The organism is Hyphococcus aureus, assembly GCF_042643165.1.
In the GTDB taxonomy this organism is placed as follows: domain Bacteria; phylum Pseudomonadota; class Alphaproteobacteria; order Caulobacterales; family Parvularculaceae; genus Hyphococcus; species Hyphococcus aureus.
In genome coordinates, this window is record NZ_JBHRSH010000001.1 from 860286 (window position 1) to 874258 (window position 13973).

The window sequence follows — 13973 nt, forward strand, 5'->3', positions numbered from 1 at the left end:
CATGTAAGCCCTCCTTTATACCTTCGGAAAAAATCAGACGCCCATGGCCGCTCACGCACCGCAATCCTCCTATCAGGCTCGTCTCGACCTTGAGACGTCGCTATCCCGCATGGCCGCTCAAGTTGAAAGCCAGCTGGCTGGCGCGGTTTCAGCGTTTGAGCGCCGCGATCTCGAAGCCGCCCGGAAGATTATCGACGGCGATGAACGCATCGACGCCATGGATCACGCCGTGGAGGCGAAAGTCATGGACCTTCTCTTGAGCGGCCCCTTGCCGGAAGAGGCCCTGCGCGAGGTGATGACCATTTCCAAACTCGCCGGCGAGCTCGAGCGCGTGGGCGATCTCGCCAAGAATGTCGCCAAGCGCACCCTGGTCGTCAGCCTGGAAGCGCCGGCGCGCCCGACCTCCGGGGTGGCGCGCATGGGACGAGCGAGCCTTCGTCAGCTTTCGGACATTCTCAACGCCTATTCGAGCCGCAACCTCACTGCCGCAAAAGCCGTCTGGGGCGGCGACGATGAACTCGACGAGCTTTACAATTCCGTCTTTGAGGAAATTCTCGTCGCCATGATGCGCGAGCCGGCTCTCGTGAACGCTTGCACTCATCTCGTTTTCACGGCCAAGAATTTCGAACGCGTGGGCGACCACGCCACCAACATCGCCGAAGCCCTGCATTTCCTGCTGACGGGCTCGCGCATGCTGGAGCGTCGTCCGAAGGGCGACAATACCTCGACAATCGTGGTTGCGCCCCCTAAGCAGTCCGGAACAGCCGCCAGCTAATGGGACGCGAGGATCATGCCTGAGACCAAGGTTCTCATCATTGAGGATGAAGACGCGCTGTCGACCATCCTCGAATACAATCTCGCCAAGGAAAAATTCGAAGTCGCGGTCGCCGCGGACGGAGAAGATGGATTGCTGAAGGTCGAGGAATTCGGCCCGGACATCGTCATTCTCGACTGGATGCTGCCCAAGGTTTCCGGCATCGAAGTCTGCCGCCGCATTCGATCGAAACCGGAAACCCGCAATATTCCCATCATCATGCTGACGGCCCGCTCCGAAGAAGCGGACCGCATTCGCGGCCTTGAAACCGGCGCCGACGATTATCTCACCAAGCCTTTTTCAACGGCGGAGCTGATCGCGCGGGTCAAAGCCATTCTCCGCCGCATCCGTCCGGGTCTCGCTGACGACATTGTTGAAGTCGGGGACATCTCTGTGGATCGCGTCTCCCATAAGGTGATGCGCGACGGCAAGGAGATCCATCTGGGGCCCACGGAATTCCGCCTCCTGGACCATTTGATGCAGCATCCGGGGCGCGTCTTTTCCCGAGAGCAATTATTGAACGCGGTCTGGGGCTCTGACGTGTTTGTGGAAGTCAGAACCGTTGATGTTCATATCGGCCGCCTCAGAAAGGCGCTGAACACCCATAAACAGGGCGAGGCGATCCGCACGGTGCGTTCCGCCGGTTACGCTCTGGACGTAAAATAGAGCGAATAAAAAAACCCGCCTTTTCAGGCGGGTTTTTTTTCATCCAGAATATTGAGCGCTTAACCCGCAGCGCGTCTCTGCGCGATCTGCGCTGCAGCCGGACGCCGCACAGGCTCACGGCGTTGCGGCGGCTGGAAGGCCATGCGCGCATGGTAGGTGCAGTAAGACTTTCCCGTTCCCGCAGGCTGGCCGCAGAAATGGAAATCATCGCGCGCCGGATCGCCAATGGGCCATTTGCACATGTTGTTTTTGATGGTCGCAACCGTGGTCAGGTCGCCGCTATCGAGCACCAGCGCGGTAATCGACTCCGGTTCCGGGATCACCGGCTTCATTTCCTGGCGCTGCTGCGGTTTGGCCGCCACCGGCGCCGTTTCCTCGCGGCGCGCCAAGGTCGGTCCGCAGCCGCGCTGAGGTTTCGCCGGGGTCGCGCGGCCCGAAAGGCCGAGGCGATGGACCTTGCCGATCACCGCATTGCGGGTCACGCCGCCCATCTTGTTTGCAATCTGGGCCGCTGACAGCCCCTCGGCCCAAAGGGTTTTCAAAAGCTCTACCCGCTCATCCGTCCAAGCCATGCGCCTGTCTCCTTGCTCTTTTTCCCGGATGGCGCTTTGCTGCGCCCGAAATCTATATCTGGTGGTTTGAAATTGCGCCGCTCCCTGCGCTCCAAAATATAGTATCCTATAGAACCGGAAACACAACATGGCGCCCCCACATATTTTTGCCCACCACATGTTGATGTTCTGTCATGCTCACGGAGCGCCTGTTCAACCCAACAGGAAAGCCAATCCGGTTCAGGGCCGCTTCAACTTCTGGCAAGCCGCTTCTGCGAGCGGGCACCCATCACATCTGCGCGCTTTCGAGGAGGCGCTGAGACGCGAGACTTGACGCAGAGCGCCCCACGGGGCGAGACATCGTTGCAACGCAAAAAGAAATGCTCATGACCCTGACAGACAACACCGCCGACCAGAAAACCCAGAACCCCGCTTACGCCTTTGGCGCCCGCCGTTTCGGCGCGGTGAACTGGCTCGGTCTCTGGACCCTCTACGTCAAGGAGGTCCGGCGCTTCCTGAAAGTTGTGTTCCAGACCATCATTGCGCCGGTGATTTCGACGCTTCTGTTTCTGATCGTTTTCACCCAAGCCTTTGGCGGCATCCGTCCCGACGTCAATGGCGTTCCCTTCGTTGAGTTTCTGGCGCCTGGGCTCACCATGATGGCTGTACTGACGAACGCCTTCACCAATTCGGGATCGTCGATCATGATTTCTAAAGTGCAGGGCTCAATCGTCGATGTGCTGATGCCGCCTTTGTCGGCGGCGGAACTCGCCATCGCCTTTATCGCCGGCGCGGCGACGCGGGGCCTGCTGGTGGGCGCCGTGACGGCGGCGACCTGCGCAGGCTACATGGCGGTTTACGGATCGCCGATGCATATCGAAAGCCTTTGGGCGATCCTTTATTACGCCGTCGTGGCGGGGATCATTTTCGGCGCCGTCGGCGCCATTGGCGGCATCTGGGCCGACAAGTTCGATCAGATGGCGGCCGTCACCAATTTCGTCATCACGCCTTTGACCTTTCTGTCGGGAACATTTTATTCCGTTGCAAATCTGCCTGAGCCATTCCGCACCATCAGTCACTATAATCCGGTTTACTATCTGATTGACGGTTTCCGTTCGGGCTTCACCGGCGTCGCAGAAGCGCCTGTCGGCGTCAGTGTCGCCGTCACGAGCGGACTCGCTTTCGCCTTTGCCTTTGCGTGTTATCTCCTCCTTCGGTCCGGCTACAAGATCAAGGACTGATGGCCGAGCCTGCAAGAGAATTTACCGCCATGGATGATGTTGTTCTTCCCTTTCAGGTCGCCGATACGGCGGTCCGCGGCCGCGTTGTCAGGCTCGCCGGCGCCATCGACGATATATTGTCCGCTCACGGATTTCCCGAGCCACTGTCTGAATTGTTGGGCGAAGCGGTCTCGCTGGTCGCCATGATGGGCGCCTCCCTGAAATTCGACGGCAAGCTGATTTTTCAGGCGCAGGGGAACGGGCCTGTTTCGCTGATCGTCGCCGACTACACCGCCGGCGGAAATTTACGTGCGACGGCAAAGACCTCTGCGGAAAACCTGCCGCGCGGGGCGCGCCCGCTATTGGGCGACGGCTCCATCGTCATGACCATCGATCAGGGACCGGATATGGACCGCTATCAGGGCGTGACCCCGTTGGAAGGCGAAAGTCTCGCCGAAGTCGCGGCCGCTTATTTCGCGCAATCGGAGCAGATCCCCACCATCGTCAAGCTCAGCGTCGGCCGCATCCATATTCCCGGTAAGGGCGAACATTGGCGGGCTGGCGGACTGATGGCGCAATTCGTCCCCCAGGAGGGCGGGGAGCGCGGCGTCGTGTCAGCCCTGGCGGGCGAGGATCGCGAGACCTGGGAGCGCGCGCAGGCCTTTATCGAAACGGTGCAGCCGGACGAGCTTCTCGACCCCCTGATCAGCGCAGAAACCCTTCTCTATCGTCTCTTCCATGAAGACGGAGTCAGGGTGTTTGACGCGTCGCCCTTGCGCGCCGCCTGTTCCTGCAATGATGAAAAAATTTCAGCGGTGCTATCGCGATATAGCGAAGACGGTCTGCGCGATATGGTTGAGGACGGCGCGATCACCGTCACCTGCGAATTCTGCCGCAAGGATTATCGTTTCTCACCTGAGGGCGCGCCGCTAACCGGGGAGTAAACCCATGAAGAAAAAACACTTTGAAGAAGAGCTGGAAGAGCTTGAGCTTGAACTGGCGAAACTACAGGAAACCGTCGCCCGCAAAAACATGAAGGTGGCGATCATCTTTGAAGGCCGCGACGCGGCGGGCAAAGGCGGCGCCATCAAAACCATTTTGCGCCGGATGAATGCACGGATCTGGCGCATTGTCGCCCTGCCCAAACCCTCCGACCGCGAACGCACCCAATGGTATTTCGAGCGTTACACCGCGCACCTCCCGGCAGGCGGCGAAATCGTTCTCTTCGACCGGTCATGGTACAACCGCGCTGTCGTTGAGCCGGTCATGGGGTTTTGCACGCAGGAAGAACACGAAACTTTCCTGCGCGAGGTTCCGCAATTTGAAAAAATGCTGATTGACAGCGGAATGATCCTGATCAAGTTCTGGATTCACGTTTCCGCCGAAGAACAGGAACAGCGTTTTCAGGACCGCGCGAACGATCCGAGAAAACGCTGGAAACTCTCTCCCATCGACTTGAGGGCGCGCGATCTGTGGATCGACTTCACGCGCTATCGCGACAAGATGTTCGCCCTCACAGGCGCCAATGGCGCTCCCTGGCTGGTGGTCGACGGCGATGACAAGGAAAAGGCGCGGCTCAACATCATTCACGCCATCCTTGAACGCGTGCCTTACGAATTCAACGAAGATGCTTTCAAGCCGATAAAACTGCCGCCGCGCCCCAATATCGAGGACAGTGATTATGATGAGCCGGCGCTGGAAGAGCTTAATCTCGTTACGGATTACTATTCGAAATAGCTAAGCGCTATACCCCATCATGATTGGAACAACAGTCGCCGCAAGCAACAAGGCTGCGGTGATATTAAACGCACGCAGCCGCGCAGGACTTGACAGGAAACGCCGCATTTGCGCCCCGGCGAATGTCCAGAGACTGATGCTCGGCAGATTCACAGCGCCGAAAACAAGCGCTACAATCAGGACACTGACGACCGGGTTCGAAGCCTGCGCATAAGCGCCGAGCGCCGTCAGCGCCATGGCCCAGGCTTTCGGGTTGACCCACTGAAACGCCGCCGCCTGCAGGAAGGTGAAAGGCTTGCCTTTGGCTGCCGGCGCATCGCTCGCCAGCGGCGCAGCATGGGCGATCTTCCAGGCGAGATAGAGAAGATAGAGAACGCTTGCGGTTTTCAACACCAAATACAAAACCGGAAAAGCCTCCAGCAACCGGGCAAGCCCCAGCCCCACCAACACGATCATCGCCATGAAACCAAGGCCGACGCCAAGCATATGCGGCAGCGTCCGCAAGACGCCGAAATTCGCGCCCGACGCCATCAGCATGAGATTGTTGGGCCCCGGCGTGACGGAGGCGATAAAGGCGAAGGCGGTGAGGGCGGCGAGGAGCTCCAGGGACATGCGCGCAAGGATACGGCGAAATTAAGTAAATTAGCTTGCAAAATTTGCTGAGATGATACAATTTTTGCATTTAATGATGAAAATTGACGCTATAAACGAGAAAATATTGCGCGAACTCGCGCGCGATGGCCGGATCTCCAATACGGATCTGGCCGCTCGGGCGGGGCTTTCGCCATCCGCCTGCCTGCGGCGCGTTCAGGAGCTAGAGCGCACAGGCGTCATCAAGGGCTATCGCGCAATCCTTGACCGCAAGGTCATGGGCGGAGGCTTCACCGCCTATGTGGCGGTCGGCCTGTCCGAGCACTGCAAGCGCGCGCAGAGCGATTTTGAGCGCGCTATTTCGACAGCGAGGGAAGTGCGCGAATGCCATAATGTCACCGGGACCGTCGAATATATCCTCCGCATCGAGGCGGAAGACCTCGACGCTTATAAACATTTCCACACGGAGGTCCTCGGCCAGACGCCAAGTGTTACGGCCATCACCTCCTATATCGTCATGTCTTCGCCCAAGGATGAGCGCGCATAACAGCGCCCGCCGGAACCATTAACCACAGTAACTGTTTCTATCACGTCTCAAACAGGAGGGTGTGATGAAACAATATGCTTTTGCAGGGCTTGCTGCGCTTGCGATGGCCGGTTGCGCAACTGGCGGCTATGGCCCCGTCTATCAAGCGTCAACCTCGCAATATGACGATGGTTATGCTGACGCGCGGATCGATGATAATCGCTACCGGGTTCAATACAGAATTGAAAATGGCGACCTGCAGCTCGCGCAGGACTGGGCGCTGCGCCGCGCCGCTGAATTGACGCTTGATCAGCGCTATGACTGGTTTCAGATCATCAGCCGCAACAGCACATTCCGCGACGATGACTTCAGACGTTACGAGCCATACCGCGCGTATAATGACAATTACAACGACCGTCCGCGCTATGACTCGCGCTATGACGATGACGCCCTTGTCGTGATCGAAGTCGTGATGGGCAATAACCCGCCGCCGCGCAGCGCCAGCGTTTATGAAGCACGACGCGTCCTCGAATATACGCGCGGCAGCCGCTACTAGGTAACGCTAATCTCTTTTTTCTTCCGGAGCGCGCAAGCCCTGCTTTGCGCGCTCCCACATTTTGACATCGCGCAGCCAGCGGCCATAGGCCGACATGGAGGCGAGCGAAAAGCCGTAAACGCCGCCGCGGAAATATTGCTGCAGGAAATATTTCTTCGCGAAATAAAACGGAAACCCCAGAATAATCCGCGCCGCCAGATAAGGTTTCGACTTCAGAGGCAGGGCCTCTGCGCGCACCGTTGAATTACGGTTGAGTTTATCCATGAACTGCGCAGCGCCGGTAAAGGCGTGATGCAACAGGGGCTCGTTTAGCCGCCCTGCTGTGACGCCGTCAGGAATCTCGAACTGATCCCACGCCTTGTGCGCCGGCGCGCGCACCGCCCGCCGGTCATAGAGCTTATGCCGGACTTGAAGACCGAACTCACGCCATGGCGCGCCCACAGGCGGCACAAGCGCCAGCATGGTGCGGTAAACTTTGTAGGCCGGTTCGCCGCCACGAAAAAGCAGGGCAATTTCCGCAGCCAGTTCAGGACTGACAATTTCATCCGCATCGAGATCGAGGACCCAGTCATGCTGGCAGGCATCTTCCGCCAGACGTTTCTGAAAACCATTGCCGAGCCATTCGCGCTCGATGATGCGTGCGCCGGCTTTGCGCGCAATTTCCTGCGTGCCATCCGTTGAGCCGGAATCGACGATGACCACTTCATCAGCGACCTGCAACGCCGCACACACCACATCGGCGATCATCCGCGCTTCGTTAAGCGTGCGGATATAGGCGGAAACAGGCGGGCGCGATTCGGTTTGCATCTGTGAGACATAAAAGAAAACGCGGCGCACGGGAACTCCATGCGCCGCATCGTCATTGTCTTATCTTAGCTCGCCTGTTTTTTAGCGACCCAGGCGTCCACATTCTCCTCAAGGATCGCCAGCGGCACGGCGCCGTCGCGCAATACCACATCGTGAAACTCGCGAACATCAAAGCCGTCGCCAAGCGCCGTCTCGGCACGGCGGCGCAATTCGAGAATTTTCAACATCCCGACCTTATAGGCCGTCGCCTGGCCCGGCATGACGATATAGCGCTCAATAGCCTTGATGCAGTCGCCTTCGGGGTTCGGCGTGTTCTCAAGCAGATAATTAATCGCCTCTTCACGGGTCCAGCGCTTGTCATGAAGACCGGAATCCACGACGAGACGGGCTGCGCGCCAAAGCTCCATGGCGAGACGCCCGAAATCGGAATAGGGATCGTCATAAAGCCCCATTTCCTTCGGCACGAACTCGGAATAGAGCCCCCAACCTTCCGTATACGCTGTAAAGCCGCCAAATCGGCGGAAGCTTGGGACCCCTTCCAGCTCCTGCGCGATCGCAAGCTGCATATGGTGGCCCGGAATGCCTTCGTGATAAGCAAGCGCGCGCATCTGATAGCTTGGCATATCCGCCATATTATAAAGATTGGCGTAGTAGATGCCGGGGCGCGATCCATCCGGCGCCGGGCGCTGATAAAACGCCTTGCCTGCTGCGCGCTCACGGAAGGGTTCAACCCGCTTAACGATGATGTCCGCCTTTGGTTTGGTCAGGAACAATTCGTCGAGCCGGCCGCGCATATCGTCGATAATCGCCGTCGCTTCGGCGAGATATTCCTCCCGGCCCTGATCAGTATTCGGATAGGTGAAGCGCTCATCCGGGTCCTCGCGCATATAGACGAAGAAGTCCTGCAAACTTCCGTCAAAGCCGACCTGGTTCTTGATCGCCTCCATTTCCGCATGGATGCGGGCGACTTCGGAAAGACCCAGATCATGAATCTCTTCGGCGCTCATTGTCGTCGTCGTCATCTGTTGCAGGCGATTGGCGTAATAGGCGCCGCCGTCAGGCAGCTTCCAGGCGCCGTCATCAACGGCCGCTGTCTCCATCTGTTCTTCAAACATGGCGATAAGCGATTCATAAGCGGGTTTTACAGAATTCAACATGGCGTCGACAGCCTGCGACCGCAGATCTTCCTTAACCTCATCGCTGATCTCGAGCGCGTTCACCTTCTTGTTGAAGTCCTCAAGGATCGTCGATGTTTTGCCGCTCTCGTCGAATGGCGCGCCGGAAATGATATTCTTCGACGTCGCGATCATCTGCGGATAGGACCATTTCGGCGGGTTCACGCCATTGGCGAATTGCGCCTCAGCGTTTTCCTGATGCTGGCCGAGAAAGGTTTCAACGCCGCGAAGCCGGGAAATATAGGCTTCTGCGTCCTCCAGCGTATCGACACGATGCTGATTGATGAGAAACGCCGGCACCGATGAGTGCGGTCCGCGGAACTGGCTGAATTCATACCAGTGATTGCGCCACGGGAAATTACGCTCCGACTGTTCGCCTTCATATTCATAGAGGCGATAGGAAAGCTGCGCCGACAGGTCGAGCGTTTCGGCGTCAAAGGTCTCGCGCATTTCCGAAAGCGCGGCCATTTCCAGCGCATGGGTCTCCTGCGCATATGCGTCCGTGGCGTTGTCCCATTCGCCGTAATTGGTTTTGCGGCCCAGAAAAGTCTGTGACATGGGCGAACGGGCGACGCCCGCTTCGAATTGTTCTTCAAACCAGGCGTTGATTTTTTCCGATTCCGTTTGTTCGGTTTCCTCGGCGCCGGCAGGGACAGCGGCGCTGTTTTGCCCTGGCGCTTCACCTTGTCCGCAGGCGGCGGTCAGGGCGGAAAAAGCAACAGCAGTGAGAAGAAACTTGCGGGAAAGGGTCATTCAAACGCTCCGAAATAGCTGGCGCCGGCGGCGCCGACGATTGGCGGAGAAGCTAGGCGATGCGGGGAAAAGGGGCAAGGCGCATAGTCATTTACTTCGTCCACGCCTTGCGAAAGCCTACGGCCGTATCGGGAAAGTCAGTGAACATTCCATCAACGCCTGCGCTGGTCATGTAGAAATACTCCATCATGATGTCTTCCGGCAGGCCTTGAAAACTATCACTGACAACGAAACTTATGAGGCCTTGCTTCGTTAAGTGGGCTTCAATGGCGGGATTCTTTTGGTCATCGCGAAATGTCCAGGCATGAACCATTAGCCCTTGCGCATGAGCGTCTTTGACAAATGATGTAGACTCACCGCCTTCGCCAAGAAGAAGAAACTTAGACGGCCCCACCCCATCGGCATACTTTACTATCTCCGTAAGCGGAATATTCGAGCCCGCGCCAGGCGTTTCTTTATAAACAAGCTGCACGAGTTTCGCGTCAGCTTTGCCCCGGAGGCGTTTCAAAATATCCGGCTCAAAAGACTGGATGAAAACCGGTCCCGCCTCAAAATCATCGAGCGCCGCCAGCAAAGGCTGTTCGAAATCCATGCCGATGGATTGAAAATAACCGGGGTGTTTCGTTTCCGGATAAACGCCTACGGGCCGTTCTATTTCATCCGCCCGCGCAGAAACCAGCGCCAGCACATCATCAAAAGTCGGTATTTCATAAAGACCGTCATAGTCTTTAGACCGGCCTGGAAACGGCTGCACCGCGCGCAGGGTTTTCACTTCTTCAAGCGTGAAATCCTCAATCCACCAATCTTCGCGCGGCGCGTCATTCGGGTCTGCGTTGGGCTTTTTACGGTCCGCAAATTCAGGATGCGCCGCGACATCGGTTGTCGTCGAAAGATAGCGGTCGTGACGCGCCACAAGGACGCCGTCCTTCGTGAATACGAGGTCAGGCTCGATCACATCGGCGCCCTGCTCAATCGCAAGGCCATAAGCCTCCAGCGTGTGTTCTGGGAGATATCCGCTGGCGCCGCGATGGGCGATGACCAGCGGCGGGGCGCCATCCAATGTTGTCCAGGCAGGAGTTATCTCAGCCTCTTTCCGCGCCGGGCCGCCGCACGCAGCCAACATCAACCCCAACGCTGCAAAAACCCATCCGTTTTTGACCATCCTCGCCCGCCCCTTTTCGTCTCAAGGAGAAGAGTGCGGGCTAGCTGTGACGGTTTCAAGACGCCGTTTCCAATTGCCGCCGCGGCGGCCTGTCCCCGCCGCCGCCCGGCGGACGACCGGAGCCGCTATCTCGCCCGCCTCTGGCGGTTTGAGGCATGGCTGGCGCAACAAACGCCTCCATTGTGACGCGCGTGAATTGCACAGCCTTCTGGCGCGCTCTTTCCTCCGCATCTGCGGAAAGGACGCTGGCGATATGTTCTGTCACAAGCGACGGCAGCGGCCGCAAACCATACACGTCGCGCGAGCCATTCGCCGTATAAACAAGCGACCACATCAGCGCCGCCTCGGGATCGGGACCAAGATGCGAGGCTGCATAACCTTGCGCGCCGCTGAGCGCTTCGGCGAGGCGTCCCTGGGCGCGCGCATCGCCCGCCCAGGCCGCACGCGACAGCCAGAACACGCCCTCCTGACGGAACAGCATCGTTTCCGGATCGCCGGCGCCGGTCATCTGCATGAGGCAGGCGCCCAGTTCATATTGCGCGATTTCATACCCCTCGCCATAGCTCGCCACGATGCGATAGGCGGGCGCGGCCTTTGCGCATCCCTCTTTCGCTTGCTGCTCGCGGGCGGCGGCCAGCAGCGCCGAAGGCCGACCAGCACCGGCGGAGGGGCCAGCAGCGACCTCGCCGCGCGGCCCGCCCCCTAAGCCGTCATTGGGGCCGCCATTGGGACCAACACGTCTCGGCAAGGCGCAAGCCGCCATCAGCGCCGCCATCAAAACGACAGAAAAAATCTCGAATTTCAGCTTCATCGCACGCAGCCCCGCGCCAGATTCTAAACCCAGACACAAATATTGATCGCCACAGGTCTAACGGCCGCGCGCGCGCATTCCGTCGAAAAATTTTTATGACTTTTCCGCGCCGGATTTTTCGACGCCGCACGTTTTCCTCTTGTGTGCGTTCTGATCCGGCTAGCGCCCCGACTACGGACACAGCGCGCCACAGCCCTCCGGCTCCCCGCCGCAGCTTGTCCATTCGCCCCAAAGAATGGCTGCGGCGGGAGCCCCCCACCTCATTGCACGCTAGTTGGCGCCCATGGTCAGCACAGCCGCATAGGCGTCAACGCCATAGAAGAGATTGCCAATCCGGATATTCTCATCGGCGGCGTGCTGATTGTTGTCGTAATTAGCGATCGGCAGGATCACGATCGGCGCTGTTGACGCCACCTCAAACATGTATAGCGGCAAAGACCCGCCCAGGCTCGGATTGAGGATCAACTCATCACCCGCGACCGTCCTCAAGGCGCCGACCAGCGGCGACACTCGCGGGTCGTCCATCCGGCTGCGCATTGCAGGATAGCCGCTGCTGCGCGTGACCTTTGCGATGAGCGGGTGACGCGCGCGAGTATCCGCGTCCGGGTCTTCACGCGTAATGAAATACCCCATCTTCTTGATGTGCCCCTCAAGAATGTTCAGCATCTCTTCGGGATCATTGCCTTTCACAAGCCGGACGCCGATTGACGCCGTCGCTGAAGGAGGGATGACGTTGCGCGACAGCGCTCCCACTTCCGCGCTTTTAAGGCCTTTGAGGTTCAATGCCGGCAGCAGGAGGCGCTCGGCAATCGGCGCATTGTCCATTTCCGTTTCAGCAAGCCCGAAAGTTTCGCGCAATTCATCGTCAATATCCGGCATGGCTGCAATAGCGGCGCGCTCCGCCTTGGAAATCGGCGCCGTGGATTTATAAAAATCCTTGATCAACACGCGGCCCTTTTCATCCTTCATGCTGGCGAGAAGCTGTGCAAGCCGCCAGCCGGGCCCCGGCGCCCAATTGCCGTAATGGCCGCTGTGCAGACCGCGATTAGGGCCGTAGACCGTCACCTCCATGTCGGTGACGCCGCGCACGCCAAATACAAGTTGCGGGCTGCCGCTCTGATGGGTTGGCCCATCACAAAAAAGCCAGAGATCGACATCAGCGAACTTATCTGCATAGGCCGCGAGATAGTCGTCGAGATAATCGGAGCCTGCCTCTTCCTCTCCGTCGAAGATGAGTTTGATGTTCGACGTGAAACCAATCCCTGTCTCGTCCAGCGCATCGATTGCGGCGAGAAGCGCCGGGATCGGCGCCTTGTCATCGCTCGCAGAGCGCGCATAGAGCCGCCAGTCTTCGTCAACCGCCTCACCCGCCAGAGGAAACGAAATTTCTTCTCCGCCTTCGGTCATCGCACGCGAATAAAGGCGCGGTTGGAAAGGCGGATGGGTCCATTCCGCAGGCTCCGTCGGCTGCCCGTCATAATGAACATAGATAGCGATCGTGCGTTCGGCTCCCGGCGTCTCGCGAAGGCCATATATCAGAGGCGGCGCCTCATCGCTCTCCAGCAACTCCATTTGAAAACCGCGCTCTTTAAAAAGACCGCTGATATAGTCCGCGTTGCGGCGAATATTTTCCGCATCATTGGCGTCATTGGGAAGCGACAGCAAATCAACGAACCCGCTGAGAATGTCGGCTCCATGCGCCGTGCGCCAATCGCGCGCCGCCGCCACCGCCGCCTCGGTATCATTTGCAAACGCGCCTGAGAGCAGCGCGAAACCGCCCGCCATCGCTGCAATCATATGTTTCATCGGTCGCCCCTCGTCACGTTGTAAAATAAAAAGCCCGGACGGGATAAAACCACGTCCGAGCTCTGTTCGCAAAAGCTTGCAAAGGCTTAGTGCATTGAATGTTGCGATGCCTGGCTCTCCATGTAGGCGTCAAGCTCGTCTTCAACTTCCGCTACGGCTTTCTTATCTTCCGGCGAGGCGGCGGCGACCGTCGCCATCATCATTTTCGCCTGCTCCATTTGCGCCTTCATTTCCGGCGGCATCATCTTGAGCATTTCCGGGTCGATCGCCTCCATTTGCGCCATGACGCCCGGATTTTCCTTTTCCATCTTCAGCGCCAGATAAGCGATCATCACTTGATCGCCGGCAAGGCCCCAATCCTCCGCGTTGAAGCCATGAGGCTTCAACGCGGAAGAAAGCTGTCCGTAATCGGAGGGATATTTCACTTTCAGCGACTTCACCGCATTGGAAAAGGGCTTGAACTCTTCGCCCGGCTTGGGTTGCGTATCAACACGCATCTCGTCCGTCCGGCCTTCGGCTTCAAGCTTTTTGCCGAGGCTCTCCACGGACGGAAGCGAGGCGACAAAGCGTTTCGCCGCATCCGCCGTCAGCGCGGCCTCTCCCGCGAAAGCCGGGCCCGCCGCAAACATCATCGCCGCGCCAATCGCCATGATCAGTTTTTTCATACCGTAAACTCCCCTTTGGTGAATCAAATAGTCCTGCGCAGTCTAGGCGACTTTCTCCGCCCGCGCGACTGGATTACCAAATATTATAGGGGACGCGATCATCGGGCGGTTAATGAGAATCGCGCCGATGATC

At 58.4% G+C, this 13973-nt stretch carries 15 protein-coding genes; 7 read left to right on the forward strand and 8 right to left on the reverse strand.

The genetic code is table 11. The features are described from left to right. The first annotated feature begins 43 nt into the window (after positions 1–43). Both phoU and phoB read left to right on the forward strand, forming a co-directional pair. Positions 44–775 carry a phosphate signaling complex protein PhoU gene (gene phoU / locus ACFOOP_RS03990; RefSeq protein ID WP_379879571.1) on the forward strand — a complete coding sequence of 244 codons (732 nt, stop codon included), beginning with the start codon at positions 44–46 and terminating at the stop codon, positions 773–775. A gap of 15 nt (positions 776–790) precedes the next feature. Then, positions 791–1480, forward strand: coding sequence for a phosphate regulon transcriptional regulator PhoB (gene phoB / locus ACFOOP_RS03995; RefSeq protein ID WP_379879572.1), 690 nt, complete (start codon positions 791–793; stop codon positions 1478–1480). Between the two features lie 59 nt (positions 1481–1539). Here the strand turns inward: phoB and ACFOOP_RS04000 are convergent, their stop codons facing one another. Beyond that, complete coding sequence (locus ACFOOP_RS04000) at positions 1540–2052, reverse strand: GcrA family cell cycle regulator (protein WP_379879573.1); 513 nt, start codon at positions 2050–2052, stop codon at positions 1540–1542. A 365-nt stretch (positions 2053–2417) separates the two neighbouring features. Here ACFOOP_RS04000 and ACFOOP_RS04005 point away from each other — a divergent pair, with 365 nt between their 5' ends. The 3 genes from ACFOOP_RS04005 to ppk2 are packed head-to-tail and all read left to right on the forward strand — an operon-like array spanning position 2418 to position 4988. After that, positions 2418–3272 carry an ABC transporter permease gene (locus ACFOOP_RS04005; RefSeq protein WP_379879574.1) on the forward strand — a complete coding sequence of 285 codons (855 nt, stop codon included), beginning with the start codon at positions 2418–2420 and terminating at the stop codon, positions 3270–3272. After that, the gene (locus ACFOOP_RS04010; protein WP_379879575.1) at positions 3272–4195 is read left to right on the forward strand and encodes an Hsp33 family molecular chaperone; all 924 of its coding nucleotides are present in this window, start codon (positions 3272–3274) and stop codon (positions 4193–4195) included. The genes ACFOOP_RS04005 and ACFOOP_RS04010 overlap by 1 nt, the downstream gene beginning before the upstream one ends. Positions 4196–4199: 4 nt before the next feature. Then, complete coding sequence (ppk2, locus tag ACFOOP_RS04015; protein ID WP_379879576.1) at positions 4200–4988, forward strand: polyphosphate kinase 2; 789 nt, start codon at positions 4200–4202, stop codon at positions 4986–4988. Here ppk2 and ACFOOP_RS04020 read toward each other — a convergent pair whose 3' ends face one another. Further along, positions 4989–5600 carry a LysE family translocator gene (locus ACFOOP_RS04020; protein WP_379879577.1) on the reverse strand — a complete coding sequence of 204 codons (612 nt, stop codon included), beginning with the start codon at positions 5598–5600 and terminating at the stop codon, positions 4989–4991. It abuts the gene before it with no gap. A gap of 73 nt (positions 5601–5673) precedes the next feature. Between ACFOOP_RS04020 and ACFOOP_RS04025 the strand changes: the two genes are divergently transcribed. Next, positions 5674–6126, forward strand: coding sequence for an Lrp/AsnC family transcriptional regulator (locus tag ACFOOP_RS04025; RefSeq protein WP_379879578.1), 453 nt, complete (start codon positions 5674–5676; stop codon positions 6124–6126). A 64-nt stretch (positions 6127–6190) separates the two neighbouring features. After that, positions 6191–6661, forward strand: a complete 471-nt coding sequence (locus ACFOOP_RS04030; RefSeq protein WP_379879579.1) for a CC0125/CC1285 family lipoprotein — start codon at positions 6191–6193, stop codon at positions 6659–6661. 6 nt (positions 6662–6667) lie between these two features. Here the strand turns inward: ACFOOP_RS04030 and ACFOOP_RS04035 are convergent, their stop codons facing one another. From ACFOOP_RS04035 to ACFOOP_RS04060, 6 genes are all read right to left on the reverse strand, one after another. Next, positions 6668–7498 carry a glycosyltransferase family 2 protein gene (locus ACFOOP_RS04035; protein WP_379879580.1) on the reverse strand — a complete coding sequence of 277 codons (831 nt, stop codon included), beginning with the start codon at positions 7496–7498 and terminating at the stop codon, positions 6668–6670. A gap of 35 nt (positions 7499–7533) precedes the next feature. After that, entirely contained in the window at positions 7534–9396 is a 1863-nt protein-coding gene (locus tag ACFOOP_RS04040) for a DUF885 domain-containing protein (protein WP_379879581.1), read from the reverse strand. 91 nt (positions 9397–9487) lie between these two features. Continuing rightward, on the reverse strand, positions 9488–10558 hold the full coding sequence (locus ACFOOP_RS04045) for a glycerophosphodiester phosphodiesterase family protein (protein ID WP_379879582.1): 1071 nt from the start codon (positions 10556–10558) through the stop codon (positions 9488–9490). Between the two features lie 55 nt (positions 10559–10613). Next, positions 10614–11369, reverse strand: coding sequence for a hypothetical protein (locus ACFOOP_RS04050; RefSeq protein ID WP_379879583.1), 756 nt, complete (start codon positions 11367–11369; stop codon positions 10614–10616). A gap of 270 nt (positions 11370–11639) precedes the next feature. Beyond that, positions 11640–13175 carry a M20/M25/M40 family metallo-hydrolase gene (locus ACFOOP_RS04055; protein WP_379879584.1) on the reverse strand — a complete coding sequence of 512 codons (1536 nt, stop codon included), beginning with the start codon at positions 13173–13175 and terminating at the stop codon, positions 11640–11642. Between the two features lie 86 nt (positions 13176–13261). Further along, entirely contained in the window at positions 13262–13840 is a 579-nt protein-coding gene (locus tag ACFOOP_RS04060; RefSeq protein WP_379879585.1) for a hypothetical protein, read from the reverse strand. Between the last annotated feature and the right edge of the window lie 133 nt (positions 13841–13973).

Excerpts from the sequence above, each read along its gene's own strand:
- phoU (WP_379879571.1), top strand. The coding sequence starts at position 44 with ATGGCCGCTCACGCACCGCAATCCTCCTATCAGGCTCGTCTCGACCTT.
- phoB (WP_379879572.1), top strand. The coding sequence starts at position 791 with ATGCCTGAGACCAAGGTTCTCATCATTGAGGATGAAGACGCGCTGTCG.
- ACFOOP_RS04000 (WP_379879573.1), bottom strand. The coding sequence starts at position 2,052 with ATGGCTTGGACGGATGAGCGGGTAGAGCTTTTGAAAACCCTTTGGGCC.
- ACFOOP_RS04005 (WP_379879574.1), top strand. The coding sequence starts at position 2,418 with ATGACCCTGACAGACAACACCGCCGACCAGAAAACCCAGAACCCCGCT.
- ACFOOP_RS04010 (WP_379879575.1), top strand. The coding sequence starts at position 3,272 with ATGGCCGAGCCTGCAAGAGAATTTACCGCCATGGATGATGTTGTTCTT.
- ppk2 (WP_379879576.1), top strand. The coding sequence starts at position 4,200 with ATGAAGAAAAAACACTTTGAAGAAGAGCTGGAAGAGCTTGAGCTTGAA.
- ACFOOP_RS04020 (WP_379879577.1), bottom strand. The coding sequence starts at position 5,600 with ATGTCCCTGGAGCTCCTCGCCGCCCTCACCGCCTTCGCCTTTATCGCC.
- ACFOOP_RS04025 (WP_379879578.1), top strand. The coding sequence starts at position 5,674 with ATGATGAAAATTGACGCTATAAACGAGAAAATATTGCGCGAACTCGCG.
- ACFOOP_RS04030 (WP_379879579.1), top strand. The coding sequence starts at position 6,191 with ATGAAACAATATGCTTTTGCAGGGCTTGCTGCGCTTGCGATGGCCGGT.
- ACFOOP_RS04040 (WP_379879581.1), bottom strand. The coding sequence starts at position 9,396 with ATGACCCTTTCCCGCAAGTTTCTTCTCACTGCTGTTGCTTTTTCCGCC.
- ACFOOP_RS04045 (WP_379879582.1), bottom strand. The coding sequence starts at position 10,558 with ATGGTCAAAAACGGATGGGTTTTTGCAGCGTTGGGGTTGATGTTGGCT.
- ACFOOP_RS04050 (WP_379879583.1), bottom strand. The coding sequence starts at position 11,369 with ATGAAGCTGAAATTCGAGATTTTTTCTGTCGTTTTGATGGCGGCGCTG.
- ACFOOP_RS04055 (WP_379879584.1), bottom strand. The coding sequence starts at position 13,175 with ATGAAACATATGATTGCAGCGATGGCGGGCGGTTTCGCGCTGCTCTCA.
- ACFOOP_RS04060 (WP_379879585.1), bottom strand. The coding sequence starts at position 13,840 with ATGAAAAAACTGATCATGGCGATTGGCGCGGCGATGATGTTTGCGGCG.